Here is a 17,392-nt window from a genome sequence, read left to right on the forward strand (position 1 = left end):
GATGCGCCTGACGAGGCCCCAAGCGTCCAATGTACGTGACTTATGGCAACGCATCGAGAGGACGGAGATTTGAAGTCAATCCAAGCGCGGCGCTACGATGTTAAGTAGAGGACCTAGTCTGGCGGTTTTGTTCCATTTCACTCATCAAGAACATTGCAATGATAGTAAAGTGATCTGCGATAGCCTTGTCGACGACGTTGGCAAGAAGTTCACGGGCGTGCTTCTGATGCAGCGTCAAGCGTCCAACCAACAGCGCAATCAAATATTCCATTAATGCATGACCTCCGCTTTCGCACGCGCCGGCAACTTCGCCGGACAGGAAGGCAAACATGCGTTCACTAACGATTTCGTCACAATTGCTGTATGCGATTTCGCCCTCTCGTGCAGCACGGAGAAAGGATGCCTGAATAACGCCGTCGCTAAACCTCTGAAAGCTCTCTGGCGAAATCACCGTTCGCTCGTATGTTCTGCAGACCAGCCTCGCCTTCTTCGGCACGCCCTGCCGATACTTATGAAACAGCGACGTTATGATTGCGAACGTGTCCGCTTGGCTAATAACGCGTCTACCATCGTAAGTCGGGATCATCGTGAAGTCAGCTGCGAGCTTTAACGTTACCCCTTGCGGCGAAGGCCAGAAGAGGTTGTTTTCCAGACCCACTCCGGGTGCAGTGCGCAGTAGCTCAATGCGCTCAGTGATAGCGACAGGCACGTCATGGTCTGCACAGGCGCACCAATATTCCAACTCTAGCAACCGTTCGTATTCGAGCTGCCAGCTGTGATTAGGTACACAGTGTGGTAGATCGAGAGAAACAACCGACAGCAGGTTAAACGTTTTAGGTCCCTGATCCCCGAAAGTAAGATTTGATTCGATGCGGCGACGCTCTGTCCCCGACGTAGCCCTGAAAATGGGGCTGACGTAAGTAATGCTGCCGCCTGGGTGAACAGTACGCAGGTCGCGACTAATACCCATCAACTCGTAGGTGTCGTCCATACAGCCCGAGAGCACCAAGGTGCCTGCTTCCCTCTCCTCGGGAACGGCTGAAAGAGCCATTGATGGCGTAACGATCGCCTGTTCCTGAAGATTGGATGGGAGCGCCGCATAGGTTTGATCTGCGAAGGTTCTGGCACCAGGATAACTTGTTGGTACAACGCGACGTAAGTTCACGGTCGAGCCGCGACGGATCAGCCGAGAAAGTCTACTGCGAATATCCGCAACGCGTTCGCGGGCACTCTCTTCATCAGCCGTGCCTTCCAACATATTTTGCACATCGAGATAAAGTTCAAACTGCCGCGTGCCAACAGACCTGAATGCTCTGAACAATCCTGTACTGACCAGTCGATCTAACACGGACCTAGATGTCTCGTCGAAGTCATTGAGAGCCACTTCAATTTCTTCCACTTTTGCCGGTTCGGTACGAAACTGGTCTCCCACAATAGGAATCGCGTAGGAGTGACTGCTACATTCGGGACACTTAGCTCCCGGGTAATTTTCAATTCGCGGTATTCCTTCGAAACTGTGCGCCGCGTCCGCACCCAAGTTACAGACCACAATGCCAGGCGTGGTAGAACCCAGGAAATACAAGGTGAAGATATTTTCCGCTTTTGCGCCTTTTTCGATAAGCTTTGAGGCCAAACTACCTGACGTGGAGGCTGAAACCAAAAAAACAGTATGCTCAGGATCGGACACGGTAAGTGCGTCTAGGCCGCCATACGAAGCGTGCGATTCTATCATCGGAAGTGCATCGGCCTCTTGCCAACGGAGTCGCTCATACGCGAGTGCGTAAGCCACTGGTGCGATACCGGACGTGTCGATGACGAGCCGATTGATAGTGCGGCCTTTGAGCAGTGGATACAGCCAGAAAAGGAGTTGGTGATTTGCTCCGCTCTTTTCGAGAACATTAGCTGCACGTAAAAATTGAGTTGAATGCGTACCGGACGGCTTCGTGAAATGCGTACCACGACCAGCAGTGACAAGGCCCCCGTTTCTTAAAAACAGATCAAATAAGGAAAAGCGCTGCTCCAAGACGTCAATGTTCGCGTCTGCCGGGCACATTCCCGTCAACGACTCGACCGAAACCTTCGAATGATCCGTTGACCACGTAATCAGCGTAATGTGATCGATATCCTTGAGCATCGTCTGGAGGCGTATCCGTATCGCGGAATCTCTGGATAGGATTGCGCGCACCATTGCTACGGCAACTGGCTGGCCGCTGATATGAATGCGGTCGTAAGGGCCGCCACTGGCCAGCCAAGGAACGATTGCCTCATCTAAGAGTTCCTCGCTGAAAGAAACCGGATGAAGAAAAACGGAGAGCACGTTGATCAAGCGGCCATCGGATCCTGCTCGAAGGTACGTCGAGATATTGAACACGCTCATAAATTGTCACCCAGCGGAATTAGAATCGACACATGTGCGCCTTGAATGTCTGGATACCCTTCCGTCATCTTTTGTGTAATTCCTCTACGCCAATCCATCATCCGCTCAGCCGGCGATGCGACATCGGTTTGTAGGAACATATTTCCGTACCATGCAAAATCCCGATACACATGCACGCGGTTAGTGCGTACGCGGATGAATCCCTTAAGCTCTTTCAGGTCGCGCAATACCTTCCATAAACCATACCCTCGGTTTTCGTCCCCAGTCGATGATCTTCCTGTGCTGAAACAGCCGAGCACGGCCTCGAATTGTTGCTGCGCGGAGGACCCGGCATATCCATCTTTAAGGTAGGTATAGGCAAACCCCGGGCCAGTGTCGAAGACGGAAATCTCGAGAAGGCCAAGGAAGTGGCGATCTGGCAGTGGAACTAGTCGAGTGTTTGGGGCTAGCGCCCGCGGTCTTGTAAAGTACGAAGCGTAGTTTTCGGCTTGGTTCAGCGTCGACGGAATGTCATTACCCTCGTCGTCTTTCACAGGCGCGGGCGCAGTATATGCAAGCTGTTCAGCTGTGTAGTAACGAGCGTACATCCCACGTATCGACAATAATAGTGGCTGCCTGTCCACGGTCGTACGTGCGTGGTCGTGCGTATTCTTGAAGAGCTCATGCAAAATCGTTGTCAGCCGTTCGCGATGATTTGTGATCGCGCCCCGAATGTTAGCCTCTGGCGTGACCGCCTTAATCATCTGATTTACGATGTGCTCGAACTGGTCGCGGCTGGCAACAAGTCGGTTTGGTGCCTGCGGATATAACTGGGGCGGCAATCCGATCGCTGCAGGAATGTTGTCGAGACACAACAAAGAAGCTCGATCTTGCGCATTGAGGTCGGGCCACGAACGCTGACGCTTGAAATAAGCGTCTTTGTAGCGAGCAAACGCGACCTTGGGAATTTCGGGCACCGCCTTTTCGTCGAGCAGGCCGAGCAGAGCCCCCGGCAGAGTATCGGAAATGCGCTTGAGGGCGTCAAGCGGGGCTTCTGCTATGCCTGGCTCAATACTTGTGCGACCGCCCAAGACACGCGTCCATGTACACAACCACTGCACGGTCGAGGCTTCCACAAGGAGTTTATGATCGTCGGCGCGAATACGATGCGAGTCAAACGCTAAAACGCGGTCCGCTGGCTCAATACGAGTATCAAGTAGCGCCTCCATGTCCTCCAAAGATGTCGGGAACGGATGCATATTGTAGCGGCCTTTAATTAGCATTTGTGAAGGATGTTGATGAAGTATGGCAGAAAACCAGCCGGTTATTAATCACACTTGGGCGATGCGTAGTTCTTTGGCGAATCCGTCGCGAGAGCTGAGCACGAACAAGACAAAGTTTAAATTGGATTAAAGATAACGACGACATATGGCCAAGGGATTAGGATGTCAATGAATCCAGTCTGTCAATGGTCTGATGGGGCCAAACTTCGATAAGTTCGCATGAGCGATCGCGAAACCTACACTTGTCAGAGAAAAGTTGGAAAGTCGAGTGTTCTCCCATACCTGCCATAAGTAATCGAAATATGTCCGGCGGTTTGCGCATGAATCAAGTACCTTTATTTGGCTTTTCGAATGAAGGATTGCTTCGAGCATCTTCCGGTCGTTCAGCGTCAAACTTAGCTGATCGCAAAGGGCACGTACATTCTCGAGGCTTCCCCCAAGGACCTGGACATGCCCCGCATCATGTTCGCACTGGACGAGAAGAGTGCGCGCAGCTGGGCTTAGGACCTTTACGCATACATCAGCCTCGGACACGCCAGTCTGAAAGGCGCCTGGATAGAACCTGAGTAAAGCCTTGTTCATGTCGTATTTTCCAGTACTGCTGATGGTTCCACATCCAGCATATTCCAGGTGGCTCATCGAGGCGTCAGATGAGGCGATATCCTGTAGGACTGGTTCTACGTACTTGTCTAGTGTATCCAATAGGGTTGAGAAGGATGATACCGTCGAAAACTTCATGTGCTTGATGGCGAAGATCAGCGTTAGTGCATTGATCTGCCCTGCTGAAATCTTGTGGATAGCATCGATCGACTCGCTCAACACGAGCTGAACGAAGCTTCTTGGCACCTGATGGGAACGTTGTACAAGCAACTCAACGAGTAAGGATTGAAGGCCTGCGTCGCCACTTCGGGCAGCAATTTTCTGCGCGGTGTACAGGCTATATCGGAAATCGGGATCATGAGCGTTCTCCAATGCTGCCCGGTTCTCATGCTCGATGCGAGCAATGTATTCGTTGAGCAAATTGGTCGCTCGTGCTTCGGCGATAGCACCTGCCATGTCCAGCATTTTGACGAACTCAGATCGGAATGTGTCCAGTGCTACCGTGCGGACATTTTCGTAGCTGAGACCAGCATTGACGGTCACATCTCGATGGGCTTGAATTGCCAGTGAGCCGTCTCCTACCTCCTGTTTCGTATCACCAAACATGACTAGCCTCTACTTGAGATGTCATGGGTCGAGACGTCTCTTCCTGCCTGAATACCGACACCGCCAGGGCCAACTGTTTGCGATTGCGTTGGTTCGCTTTTTTGCATGAGTGCGCCCACAACGGTAGCTAAAGCAGCTAGTGCGGCGCAGATGCTATCCCAGCCAGGTAGGAAGAAGACCCATGTACCAGTTACGACAAATGCGAGAATAGCGACGAGTTTGAACATATTGGATCCATCATCAAGATTAAGTTATCTGTATCCCACGGCAAGTTTTATATGTCAACCAATCTATTTTTTTTAATCCCCACGGGTTTCCAGATACGCATTCGGCAAACGCAATTCGATAACTGAGTAAGAAGTGCCTGGCAAGGACACATTCAAGTTCATGACGAAGAAGGCGCATATGTGTGATGCTAAATGTGGGCTTTACGGGTTCCTAGAAGAGTCAAACTCCAGTTCCAATTTCGACAGCACTCGCCACAGTTGAGGTACTTGGCAACCATACTGGCGCAAAGTGCCGGCAGTAGGGTGGTCGCGCTTCCATTCGTCATGCCATGTACTGCAGTTGGAGACGATTACGGCGTCATCCACGTCTTCAAACTGGTCAGCAGTGATGTCGACGACCCAATCGCCATTTTGCAGCCAGGCATGTGATGAGACGGCGCCGCTCTCGCTGTATTTGTGCCCGCAAACATACATGAACCCGTCGATGCCTTCGTCGTCGAGAACCTGGCCCAGCACGAGCGACACGTCGCCACAGGCGCCTCGAGGAAAACTTGGCCACGGCAGCTCTTTCAGATCGCACTTTTCGAAAGCTACGCGTACAGCCACGGCGATTGTCCTTACACGTTCATTGTCTACATTCATGCCACGCACGACTTGGTAAAGTTAGGTTTGCGCGTCCGGCTATGCGTACTGCGCTTCCTTTTCAGAGGACCAGAATCATCATCGGTGGCGATACTCAACCACGCGAGCCGCCCTGGATGTCTTGCTCAAGTTCAGAAGTCTCGCGCCTGATGCGCCTTTTAAAGGCGCGGTTGACCTGCACTTCGGTCAGACTCCCGACATTTTCCATTCCGTACAGGGCGAGCAATGCCCGCTGTTCGTCGATGGACGAGGTGTCGAAGTTAGGGATGTACCGATGCGTGAGGTTGCTACGCTTGGCTTCGTGAAAGCTCCGAACGAACGATTTCAGTTCGCCCTTGCTTGGCTCGAAGGCGAAGCGCTTGCACAGGACGTGGATCGTCTTGTCCAAGTTATGCAGCTGCGACACTGATTTGTCGTCAATTTGGGAGAAGTAGAAAACCCATCCGCGGCGAACTTCATCGAACAGGCAACCGGTGATGCGCAGGTTCAGACGCCACGTAAAAATTTTGCGAGCACGCTCTTGCAACAACTTGCGCGCGGCAGGATCCGGGTTGGCAATTGCTGATGCACGCCTGTACTTGTAGGTAGTGAAGATCTTTGCGAGGGAAGACTCCAGGCGACGAATCGAGTCGAGTTTGACCGACGCCAGCATATTCTTGAAATCGTACCCGAGAAAGTTGAAGTGATCCGTGATCTTGCCGGCCATCGACTTCCCCATCGTGTGCAAGGGATGCACGCTAAGACGATAGTCGTTCAGCAGGCATGCGCTGACAACATTGAACAGCTCCTCGGGGTCGCCATTTGTCAAGATAAGGACGTCGTCAACATAGCGGAAGTACTTGACGTGATTAAGTTTTGAAGCCCACACGTCGAACTTGGATAGATAGGCCTCGGCGAGGATATTCGAGATTGACAAGCCTTGGGGCACGCCCTTCGTTTCTTTGGCCTTGGAACGGTCGGGGTAGGCAACTGTCGGGTTCTCGATGGCCACGCGAATCAGATGGTGAATCTCTGCCTTGCGAATCTTACGCTTGAGTGCCGTTGTCAAGACATCATGATCGATGCTCGGATAAAAGTTGGTGACGTCGAGCTTGATCAAGTGGGTGTACATGCCACCAGCTAAAGCTTTGCGAAGTTCGGAGACCGTATGCTGCGGCAGCTTAACGTCCAGGTTTTCTTTGAACGTGTTTTTGAGGACGTTACATAGTGCGCGCAGCGTGATCCTATCGCGATAGGTCGGAATGGAAATCACCCGCGGGTATTTGTTGGCGCCCTTTGAGATCAGTTTTTCCTTGTACTGCGAGAACTTGTAGGAGCCGTCCGCAGCTTTCTTACTGATGAGATCGATTTCCCGCATGACGGTGAGTTCGAAAAGGTTCCGGCTGAGCCGGTCGACACCGATCGCACTCGTTAGGGAAATATAGTCTTCATACACACCGCGCAAGTTCTCGATTGTGAACTGCTGCGCAAAATGCTTCGCCGCACTCATTTCAGATAAAACCAGAGGGCCGCGCCCGCCGGCGCAATATATAGTAGGGTCAACGCACAAAAGCGCCAGAGGCGCCACCAGTAGTACCGCACTACTTCACTGCGGAGCGGATGGCGCGAGCTTAAACCAGAGCCTGCGAGGATGCGGGCCCGGATATCATCTAACGTATTGTGGTTTTCAACCTCACGAAGCGCTTTTGCATACCGATCGGCCAACGCCGTGCAGGCTGAGCCAGCGACATTGGTTGTGGGATGGCTTTTCAAGGTAGCCAAGCAATTCTCGACGTCTTGCAGCTCGTGATACCCCTGCTTGAAGCGGGCGGCACGGTCCTTGAATGCCTTGCTGTTGAGGTAAAGCGAGAGTGCCAAAAGAATGATCGACAAGACGGCCATTGCGGTGTTAGCCAGATCCTCGTCCGCCTTCAGAGCAGGAGGAAATTTCAGCATGACGACCGACACGCACGTGGTATAGGCCGCGTAGACCACCATCAAAAGCTGCGTGTGGTGTTCGTTTTGGAGAAATCGCTCTTCGGCATTGATCCAAGCCTTGCGCGTGAACCAAACTTTGTGGAACAGATGTTCAGGGATCGTCAAAATAGGTCCACTCGGAAAGAAGTGGGAGCACGGTTAATTATGCAAGGATTAATCTCCCTGTTGCCAGGGACTGCCATAAGGCCGACGGCAAGCCGCGATTGAATAGGGTCGCCCCGAAGGGCCCTGGTTTCCCAGCGTGCTCCCGGACTCTACCTTACTGGACTTTAATCTCTGCCGCAACCGGCTAGCGAGTCCTTAATTAGTATCGTAAGAGTTGCGCGGCAGTTCTTGGCTGCTTACACCGTTTCACAGACTTCGCATCCGTCATGAGCGGTATGGTGCAATTTACCAGGCCTCTCTTTCGCTTGCCTGCTTAGTCATCTCCTGGAGCTACGTCGAGAGGTTTTGCTAGGCGCTTTTTTGACCTTTGAATCGCCACGACTATCGTAGACACTCTTGAGCCATAATGTTGGCATAAGGAGGAGGTATGAGCGGAAAGCGGGACACAGAGGAATTCAAGATCGCAGCGGTCAAGCAAGTGGCAGAGCGTGGGCACTCGGCGAACGAAGTTGCTACTCGCCCGGGGGGCACGGAAAATACTTGCCCAACAGGTGATTCGGCCGACGAATGCTGGTTGTGCCCTCGTCCACTCATCGGCGAAAACGTCACTGGTGAGCATGTGATCCCGATGGCCATAGGTGGCCACAAGGAAGTTTCTAAGTTCATTTGCCGAACGTGCAATAGCGAGCGCGGTGCCAGATGGGAAGCTGAGGTCGCTCGGCAGTTCCTATGGTTCTCGAGCGCAGCGGCCGTAAAGCGCGGGCGCGGGGGAAAACACCCTGATCTCAAGGTCCAAACGGCAAGTGGAGAAAAGCTAAGACTGCAGTCCGATACGGTACTGGTTCCAGACGAGCCAGAGGTCAAAGTCAACGACCTAGGAAACAAGCTCGAGATCACCATTCGGACCAACAATCCGAAAACAGCTCGGAACCTGATCAACAGGGTTGCACGCGATCATCCAGGGTTCGACGTGCTCGGGGGCCTCCGTGAGATGTCGACGGAGGACAGCTATCTTGATAGCCCGCTCGCGCTCTCGTTCAGATACGGTGGGCCGGAAGCTGGACGCTCGATGGTGAAGTCATGCTTGGCACTGTTGTCCGAGACAGGCGCCAAGCCGAAAGACTGTGCCCGCGCATTGACGTACCTTGAAGACCCGAGTCCCGATGCGCTACCACCATTCTGGGTCTTCTTCGATGCAGACTTGATCACTAATAGGCCTCAGGATCATCTGTTCCACTGTGTGTCCGTGGTCGGCCAGCCCAAACATCGGCGAATACTTGGCTATGTAGAGTTCTTCAACTTTGCTCGCATCCTGGTTCTCATCGGGGAGGGCTACGAGGGTGAGGCATTCCAGGCGACATACGCAATCGATCCTGTAGATGCTCGTGTGGCGGACATCACCGTCGACTTTGATCGCGTCCCGCCGCGGCTAGACGACATCAGGATGCCCAAGGAACCGCCGCAGATGTTCCTTGACGCGTTCCAGACCACGGGAAGAATTGTCAGTGCCATCAGTCGGGATCGGGTCAGAGCGCACGCGGTGTCGAAAGCAGCCACCGACGCATTGCGCGCTGTCGGCTTGGATCCTACCGCCGAGGATGTCCCAGCTGAGTTGAAAGACCAATGGTTGAACGAGTTCCTCGACCAGCTGAGGCCATACATCAGGTCCCAGCTGAAAAGAGCACCGGAGTAACCGATCCACCAACCAGATTCAGTGGGTCAGGTCGTGTATAACCACGCAGGAATTGAACATAGGACCATAGAGATGGAGCAAGCCACGACTTCCAGGCGGGATGTGCGTCATGTAAAGGGAGGCCGGCCTATGTTGGCAGCTGCCTGCACAAGGACAATGCACCGCTCTTTCGCGCGTGTCGCCGCCACCCAGTTCTGGAGCTCCTTGTGTGGAAGTTTCATATCAGCGGAAACAAGCCATTCAACGATCTTGCCGGTGTCTGCTCAAGAAGTAACCTGATCGGGATCCTGCTAGTCGGGATAGTTGGTCTTCAGCATTCAACAACGTTGACCGGATCAGGCTCCACAAACACAACTCGACTGCGCAGAACTAAATGGTAGCTGAATTCTCCCAATCGACCTGTCGTTTCTAGCGGCCGGCTCCAGGGTGCGATGCGGAGAGAAATTCCGGCCGATGACCCGGCCGATAATGACGACGACTGAGTCCAAGACCGGCGAGATAAGGTACGAAAGGTCGCACTTTGTCATAGGCAACCAGACGCATATCGCATTCCTGTATTCGTGGTTTATTTAACGGGAGCCCACGTCAGCACTCATTGAACGTCTGCAATGGGGGGCGAAAGCAGACCTGTTTGCGATGGTCGCAACCAGCTTGTCGCTCTCAAGAGCTGGTTTGACGAATCGTCATCCATTTTTGTCCCCAGCAGTTGGGCCGGCACCTTAGTCGAACGAGTCTACCTCTGCGGCAATTGCTGCCCAGAATTGTTCGCGCTCTGCCGAGCTGGAAGGAAGGTATGCGTACGCGATCAGCGACAGAGGATGTACACCGATTACTGCCGCAATTTCATCAATCTTTGTGATCGTAGGCGCTTTGATCCCGCGTTCCAAGCTGCTGAGATAGGTTCTACTTGAAACGACTGAGAAGTCTTCTTGAGTCAGTTGACGACTCTTCCGTGCTTTCTGTAACCCCACTCCGAAACGTTTGAGCAACACCACAAGTACCTCCGCACAAAAGGTACGATGTACTCATAGCGAATACTTTAGGGCTACAATCTATAGTGTTCATTCCCGAGTTCCGGGCGGAGGGGCGTATGATCACGACGTATGCGGCGGATGAGGCAGCGATGTTCTCGCTTAGCCCTGGATTTGCGACCTGGCGTACCGCAACCCTCACTTCGGGAATGTTGTATGTTTTCGTCAACTACGGTCAGAAGGAGGGGCGTAGCTGGATTCACCAGACTTCGATCCTCTGGGACAGCCGCGATGTGCTAGATTTTTGCCTCCGTTTCAAAAATAATCGAGCCGCAAAAATCGTTGACATTTCTCTTCTGGAACCTTTTCGAAGAGATAAGGTTTATACGTGGCGCTGGAACAAAGTTCTGGAAATTCGCACCTACGAAGAGGATTCTGTAGAGCATCCCGTCTATATCACCGATGCTGGTGAAACAGTAGGGCTAACGCCAGAAGAGGCAAAACAAAAAATGAAGCTGATATACAAGGCCCGAGGTATTGGACCTAAGGCGCTGTGAGCCGCGAAACGAGCTGTGGTGCACGTGCACTGAATTCGCCAGTCTTCGAAACTTCTCTGTTTGAGCGGCTGCTCATGGCCGTTCTTTGCCGTTCCGTGTACGGCAACTGTCCGGCTCATGTTCTTCGGAACCAATGTTATCTATGACCAGCGTCGGTGCTTGGTGTAAGGGACGGCTACCGCGGTGCTGTTCACGCTGCAGTTTTTCAATTTTCTCCTTGACCGCACTTTCAAGCTTGTTCATGCGCACGCGCATCGCCGCGCAGGTGGACAGGAGCTGCTTATTAACCTTTTCGAGCTGCCTGTTTCTCTCACGCAGCTTACTGTTGACGTTCTTCAGGTCGTATTCGCCTGGCTCTCCCTCTATTCCTTTCCGGATTTCTTCCCGAACCCTGGGATAGCGGCAGTTGTCGTGACCGATCAGAGTACGCGATAGCCCTCGCCAGATCCCTTTTTCATCTTGGCCACCGGCTTCCAGCGCGGCAGCACTCACATCGGCGCGCAGCTTGCCTGCCCTGGCTTTCTTCTGTAATTCCGGGCACAGCGGATTGCCTTCCCTCAGGCGCTCGATTGCGTCCAGAAACCGTTTCTCCATGCCCTCATAGCTCGCGGGCAGATCCTTGCGCTTTCCCCGCATGACTTTCTCCTTACAGCACGATGTCCGGTAACGGCACATCCAGAAACTTGAGATAGGCCGCTGACTGTGCGGCACGTTCCTTGGCTACCCTGAAGTCGTCCGCGTTGCCCTGCGCTTTGGCCTGCAGGTAGGCTGCGTTGTTTGACACGTAGCGATCGCGCCAGAACTCCACCGATTCCGGCCCCACCATGAACAGAAAACACCCAGTGCAAACACTGGGCTCGCGGGTAGCGTAGTTGGGCGCCGTGTTAGCCCAGTGCACTGTCTGCGCCCGCTTATGGCACTCCGCTTCCGTTGGCGCCAGACCGGGGATACAGCCGCCATAGCCATGGAAGAACAGTTTCAGGCTGCGTTGCGAGCACCAAGCAAGCATGGCGTGCCTTGCTTCGATGTCGTTCTTGCCTTCGATGATGGTGCCCAACTCGCCCTGGTATTTTTCGAGCAGTCTAGCTAGGCGTCCTTCCATCTTGGAAGCTGTTCCACGTGCGAACTCCAACAGCTTATCTGTAGTTCGGTATAGGTTATGCTCTGCAACGTCTTTCAGCAGCGCATCATTCGTATTGATGTAGGCCCCTTCGGTCATGGCAATGCTAAGGTGCTTGAACTGCCGTGCTATGGCAGGCAACAGCTTTGGGTTCACCTGGAACACGAATTGGGCGTAGGTTTTGCGCCATTGGTGCGTGCGCAGCCACTCCCCCTTACTGTTGATGTAATTTTGCGTATCGGGAGTCGCTTTGACAGTGCTCCACTCGACATGAGCGGCAACGAATCGTTTCTGCCATTTCCGCAATATTGCATTGGTTAGGACTGATACTGTTTGGCCATTTTTAGGAAAGCCTTCGCCGCCTATATCAAACACCACGAACAGGGCTTCCCGCACTTTCTCTTCTGCCATGTCGCGGAAGGGTTGCAGCAGCTTTTGAATCACATCGACCGCGCGCACCGAGTTGGGCAGCACGTCCGAGCCGCGTGGCCTCGCTGCCAACAACCAAGTTGCTGATTCAGGCGTGGGGCGCATTTTCGAAAGCGTGCCTCTTAGGTAAAACAGCTCCAGCATGCCTGACTTAGACGGCCGTATTTCAATACAGGCAGGCAAGCCGGTTTTGGGATTGATGCCTGATGGTAGGCTGCACAATTCGTTGGCGCGCATGCCCGTCTCGGACTGCAGGATGATGGAGCAGGCTCGAGACATGTCGTCCACGAGCCGTCGCAAGGTTGCTACAGGCCTTACTTCGCCCAGCGGCGAATGCCACGGCTGGTCGCTTCCTGGCCGGAAGGAGAATTCCCAGTTCTTCATGTGCCTAGATGCAGTGTTACAGCTGTCATACGTGTCCCGCAATGTCCGCATGTCTTCAACCATGCGCAGAACATCGGGGGCAGCCGTTTCAATATACCCATGCGCGGCGTTCATGATAGCAACCGCCACTTCATCGGGAAGCGGTGGTATTTTCTGACTGGCCTTCGTCGCCATCTCCGTAGCTAAGCGGCCGATTTTCCGCCCGCCAAACGGCTCTTGGGGCACCGGATCGACCCCGGCGGCGCGCATGGCCGCGCGCTGGTCCCACATATAACGCCAGACCACCAACCGGGTCCGCACCCATCCCTCCGTCACTTGCAGAGCTTCATCCGTGTCCTGCGAGGTTTCCTCATTGTCCTTTCGACCTGTTATATCGATAGCTTCTAGTGCGTTCTCATCAAGCAGCTCTTCCAACAAATCTTCCTGGGCGACTCCGTCCAATTGCGCCTGGAAGGCGTCTAGGTAGCACTGCGAGGCCGCACCATCGAGTTCGCTCATCCGGGCATAGCGGTTTTTCACCATCCACCGGAGCAACTCACGAAGTCCAACGCTTAAGGGACTAGCGCTGCCCGGTTTGAGCGTATTGCCAGTACGGGGGGCGGCGAACAGCGACCAGGCGAATCGGCGGAATTGTTCAAGCAAGTCGGCATGATAGGCGTCCAGCAAATTGGTTCCATCCTCACAGAGCATGTCCCAATCAATTGTTGAGCTATGAGGTACGGCTCCAGGCGTAGGATTGTCCAGGAACCACGTGCGGTCCTGCCATCGGCTGGTTGAAGATACCCAAGGATTGGGACAGCCTTCGGTAGGATAGGCCGGCGTGCCGTTGCCTATCTTGCTTACTATTGCCTCGGTTGTATGCTCGCCCTGAAATATTTTTTCTGTGCTTTACCCATGAGGCTTACTCCAATGGAGGCAAGGGGGGGAGTTTCATTTGCCTGACCTGCTCAAGTACGTATTGGGGAAGCTGCGGAAGCCAGAATTTTGTCAGGGCTCTCCTAGATGGCCCGTATCGTTCAAGCCAGGCAACGGGAGCCATGGTCTCAGCCGCCTTGTCGATGGCATCGAGCAGATTGAACGCTTGCGCGGCAGAGTAACAGTTGTCGGAGTTTATGCTTCCGAGCGGGCAGGCGGGGCAGCGCCCATAACCCCCACACAATTTATCCTTCTCGTACAATGGGCTGTCATATGGGTCGCTACAGGTCCAGCCTGGCGTGGCGGCACCGATATCCGCGCCTTCCGGCTTGCGGCGCGGGTCCGACTTACCCTGGGTCTGTCGAAAGCGCTCTCGCACCGTGGACAGTTGTGCGAGGGACTCATCACCTCGTTGCATCTGCGCATCGGTGGTATAGCGCTGGTAAGTGGTCTGCACTTCTGCATGGCCCGCGGCAGCCTGCTTTGCCCGTATGTCGCCGCCAAACTCGACGTCCACGATATCTAACCCCGTTGGGCGGAACTGCCTGAAGGTATAGTATGTGAGACCGTGATCCCCGAAGAACGCTTTGTAAGCAAAGTCAAAGTTAGGGTCGCCTCCCGGATCGGTCTTGCCGTCGAAGCCCTGCATCCTCTTATTTGCAGAGGTATAGCCAGTCACGTACAGGAACAACCGGTCTTGCCACTGCGGGGCCGACGTCGGCCGGAACCAACCCGTCCACTCCATCAGGAATTGCCAGATGAAGGCAGGATTGTCGGGTGCATCCTCTACAGGTAGGATTTTCTCCTGCAGCCGATAACGGGCACGTTTCTTTCTCGGCGCGCCCCTGAACAGTTTCTCGTCCCTCTTTTCCTCGACACTGTCCGCAGTATCCTCATCTTCAATAACGGACGAACATGCTTCAAATTCCGGCCTTCCCAATTTTCCGGTAACGAGTCGGTAATCGCTCATCTTGCTACCCATTAAGGTCGCCTTGTTGTATTCCAAGTGGATGGCCATCATTAAGACAAACGGCACTAAGTCCCTGACCGAGGGATAGAAGCAAGGGCTAATGTTGCTAATCCCTCGTTGGTTTACTGCCTCGGCTAAGGACCGATCGTTTAACGCCTTGAGCCATTCGTAGGTAGGAATTTGTCGGGGATAGCGACGGTACAGTGTGGCCAGCAGTACGCCGAGATCCTTGTACGGATTACGAAAGGTGGCGGGTATGCCTTTACCATATACCGTTCTCTCAGCCGGTTCCGGTGCCAGTGCTGTTGGATGGTCTAGATTTTTATGTAACGCCGCGCGCAGTCCCCTGACGCGGACAGTGATTTCAATAATTTCTTCCTTGCAAGCATTATAGATTTTCTGGTAATCCTCAATATGAATAATGGGCGTAGACTTTACGTTCTCTTGTTGACCAGCCCACATTCCCGGCCGGATCTCTAAGTCCGCAGCAAGCTGCGGAATCCACTTGTCGGATTTTTTCAGGTATTGAACCACTTTGCGAAAGTAGCCCATCTTATGTCCACGGGTTTCAAGTGCGTAGATGGCCACGCCCTTCTTATTCCCTCGGTCGAGCCAGTTTTTAAACCCCTCGACATGTAACGTTGTCAGCTGCTCTAGCCTGATGTTGTTAAGTGATTTTTCTTCCAGGTAGGCGAAGAACCCCGTCTTTAGCTCGCGGCCCATTCTGTCGCAAGTCGCGTAAGCGAAAGCCTTGTTCTTGCAAATCTCCTGGGTGGCTTGCGCAAACGGCTCGGTCAGGTGAGGGAAGGTCAACAGGTACGAGAGATCAACCGCGCCCTCTTTTTTCTCACCTTCTTTGGGGCACATCAGCTTTATGTTGCCCGCGCTACGCACCAAGCGGTAGCGACGGGCTTTGTCCAGTGAGGTGGCGTCTCCCTCATTGGTCCGGTTTTTTCGCTTGTACGCATTGGAGCCGCGGGGGTTAGTCATTGTTACCTCCAATACGTTGTTTGGCTCGATAGGAGATCTTGCCAGCCCGCGCTTTTTCCTCAACCGTCACCACCTTTAGGTAAATATCTCGGGTGGTTTCCACGCTGGAGTGCCCCAGCAGTTCTTTAATTAGCAGCCATGGCTCGAGGTTCCCGTTGCCCACTTCATCGAAGTACTTCGTCACCGCGAAGGTGTGACGCAAATCGTGGTAGCAGTGCGCTGCGGCGCGACGAAGTACGCTCACTTTTGTCTCGCCCCCATCGTTGTCCTCTAGGGCATGAATTTCCTGCACAGTTTTCATCACGCCAGCGGCTTTGCATGCCTGACGGAAGGCATGGGACAGGGATGTTGGCTGTATAGCATTCCCCGCATACTGCACGGGATAGGCGTGGTTCACGAAGAGAGAGTTGGGCTCCTTGTACTTCTTGCCATGGTTGGCTGAATAAGCCTTGCCAGCCGAAACGGCTGCTTTCCGCTCTCCGTCAATGTAGCGGACCAACTCCGGAATGAGGTAGCACGGTATCAGGACGTTGCGAGGTTTGAGTCTTTTTGTTTTAGTGATGTACAACTTGAGGCAGCCATACTCCCTGTCCTCTTCGCTCAAGAGCAAATAATCCGTGTTGAGCTTGAGGATATGATGCACTGTCAGGCTGGCCGCCTCATCTACCCGCAAGCCGGTAGTCAAGGCAAGTTCGCAGGCAAGCCGGTCGCGAGACGAGCGAAGATTTTCTTCTGACTCGCTTGGCAGAAGTCCCAGTTCGCGCTGAATTGCGCGCCATTCGGCCGTGTTAAGGGGATGGACGACTCCTGTCTCGCCAATTTCTTCCGCATAAGGGGAAACTTCGTGCGTGGTGTCGCGACCAGCGCGCAAGTGCACCATGGCATCCCTGTCGGCTGGCCTGATGCGTCCTTTTTTGAACTCCGAGGTTTTCAAGAACGCGCCGACATACCAGTTCTGCTTTTGGGCCTCCTTATAGAAATTCTCAACGGTGCTTTGCCGACGCCGAATCGTGGAATGAGACAGGTATCGCCTGGTATGAGGACTCACGGCGTCCTGAAGCGCGTCGCGGTAGTCGATGTAGTCGTCTTCTGTGGCGGCGTCCCAGGCTTTGCCTACCTTACCGTTTTCATCACTTTCGTCTTCGCAAACCTCGAGAAAAGCGAACCAATCACGCAAGTCATAAGCGTACGCCTCAGCCGTATTTTTTTTCCAGCCGCGGCGGCCTTTACCCCTGACGAACTTCTCATGGAGATACAGCAGCACATGCTCTTGGATCTCGATGCTTTCGTCGCTCTCTACCACTAGAAACGGAAAGCCTTCAGGCAAGGCAAACTTGAAGAGCGGGTCGTCCTTCGGTAGTTCGTTAGCCTTCCAGAGAGTGATCATTTTGCCCCCGCGACCCCATCAATGTAGATGAACACGTTGATGGAAGAGAAGGTGCTCTGCACAAGAGTTTAGAGCGATTGGTGAACAAAGTTTCAGCTCTTCGATATCAACATTCGAAGACTGTTAAAGTAATGGCACTATCTGCACAATACAGGCTTTTCTGGCTGTAGAAGGAGAAAA

Annotated in this window: 13 protein-coding genes; 2 read left to right on the forward strand and 11 right to left on the reverse strand. The window is 53.5% G+C overall.

All coding sequences use genetic code 11. The features are described from left to right. Window positions 1-100 precede the first annotated feature (100 nt). The 6 genes from DIR46_RS26640 to DIR46_RS16590 all read right to left on the reverse strand — a co-directional run bounded on the left by DIR46_RS26640 (window position 101) and on the right by DIR46_RS16590 (window position 7,796). Entirely contained in the window at window positions 101-2,326 is a 2,226-nt protein-coding gene (locus tag DIR46_RS26640; RefSeq protein ID WP_162819531.1) for a hypothetical protein, read from the reverse strand. 47 nt (window positions 2,327-2,373) lie between these two features. Next, the gene (locus DIR46_RS26645; RefSeq protein WP_162819532.1) at window positions 2,374-3,585 is read right to left on the reverse strand and encodes a hypothetical protein; all 1,212 of its coding nucleotides are present in this window, start codon (window positions 3,583-3,585) and stop codon (window positions 2,374-2,376) included. 219 nt (window positions 3,586-3,804) lie between these two features. Continuing rightward, window positions 3,805-4,845, reverse strand: coding sequence for an LPO_1073/Vpar_1526 family protein (locus tag DIR46_RS26650; RefSeq protein WP_162819533.1), 1,041 nt, complete (start codon window positions 4,843-4,845; stop codon window positions 3,805-3,807). Between the two features lie 428 nt (window positions 4,846-5,273). Next, window positions 5,274-5,678, reverse strand: a complete 405-nt coding sequence (locus DIR46_RS16580; protein WP_162819534.1) for a hypothetical protein — start codon at window positions 5,676-5,678, stop codon at window positions 5,274-5,276. Between the two features lie 130 nt (window positions 5,679-5,808). Continuing rightward, a complete protein-coding gene (locus DIR46_RS16585; protein ID WP_109346211.1) occupies window positions 5,809-7,203 on the reverse strand; it encodes an RNA-directed DNA polymerase in 1,395 nt (464 codons plus the stop codon). Further along, entirely contained in the window at window positions 7,200-7,796 is a 597-nt protein-coding gene (locus DIR46_RS16590; protein WP_162819535.1) for an SLATT domain-containing protein, read from the reverse strand. The genes DIR46_RS16585 and DIR46_RS16590 overlap by 4 nt, the downstream gene beginning before the upstream one ends. Before the next feature lie 427 nt (window positions 7,797-8,223). Between DIR46_RS16590 and DIR46_RS16595 the strand changes: the two genes are divergently transcribed. Then, window positions 8,224-9,489, forward strand: a complete 1,266-nt coding sequence (locus DIR46_RS16595) for an HNH endonuclease (RefSeq protein ID WP_109348050.1) — start codon at window positions 8,224-8,226, stop codon at window positions 9,487-9,489. A 719-nt stretch (window positions 9,490-10,208) separates the two neighbouring features. Here the strand turns inward: DIR46_RS16595 and DIR46_RS27955 are convergent. Next, entirely contained in the window at window positions 10,209-10,484 is a 276-nt protein-coding gene (locus DIR46_RS27955) for a helix-turn-helix domain-containing protein (RefSeq protein WP_109346213.1), read from the reverse strand. A 95-nt stretch (window positions 10,485-10,579) separates the two neighbouring features. Between DIR46_RS27955 and DIR46_RS26655 the strand changes: the two genes are divergently transcribed. Further along, window positions 10,580-11,017 carry a hypothetical protein gene (locus DIR46_RS26655; protein ID WP_162819536.1) on the forward strand — a complete coding sequence of 146 codons (438 nt, stop codon included), beginning with the start codon at window positions 10,580-10,582 and terminating at the stop codon, window positions 11,015-11,017. A 72-nt stretch (window positions 11,018-11,089) separates the two neighbouring features. Here DIR46_RS26655 and DIR46_RS16605 read toward each other — a convergent pair whose 3' ends face one another. The 4 genes from DIR46_RS16605 to DIR46_RS16620 form a co-directional block, all read right to left on the reverse strand. Then, a complete protein-coding gene (locus DIR46_RS16605; protein ID WP_109346214.1) occupies window positions 11,090-11,653 on the reverse strand; it encodes a hypothetical protein in 564 nt (187 codons plus the stop codon). A gap of 10 nt (window positions 11,654-11,663) precedes the next feature. After that, window positions 11,664-13,616: a hypothetical protein gene (locus tag DIR46_RS16610; RefSeq protein ID WP_162819537.1), complete on the reverse strand. Its 1,953-nt coding sequence runs from the start codon at window positions 13,614-13,616 to the stop codon at window positions 11,664-11,666. A 235-nt stretch (window positions 13,617-13,851) separates the two neighbouring features. After that, complete coding sequence (locus DIR46_RS16615; RefSeq protein WP_109346216.1) at window positions 13,852-15,825, reverse strand: hypothetical protein; 1,974 nt, start codon at window positions 15,823-15,825, stop codon at window positions 13,852-13,854. Then, window positions 15,818-17,212, reverse strand: coding sequence for a tyrosine-type recombinase/integrase (locus DIR46_RS16620; RefSeq protein ID WP_109346217.1), 1,395 nt, complete (start codon window positions 17,210-17,212; stop codon window positions 15,818-15,820). The genes DIR46_RS16615 and DIR46_RS16620 overlap by 8 nt, the downstream gene beginning before the upstream one ends. Window positions 17,213-17,392 lie beyond the last annotated feature (180 nt).

Source organism: Massilia oculi, assembly GCF_003143515.1.
Taxonomy (GTDB): domain Bacteria; phylum Pseudomonadota; class Gammaproteobacteria; order Burkholderiales; family Burkholderiaceae_D; genus Telluria; species Telluria oculi.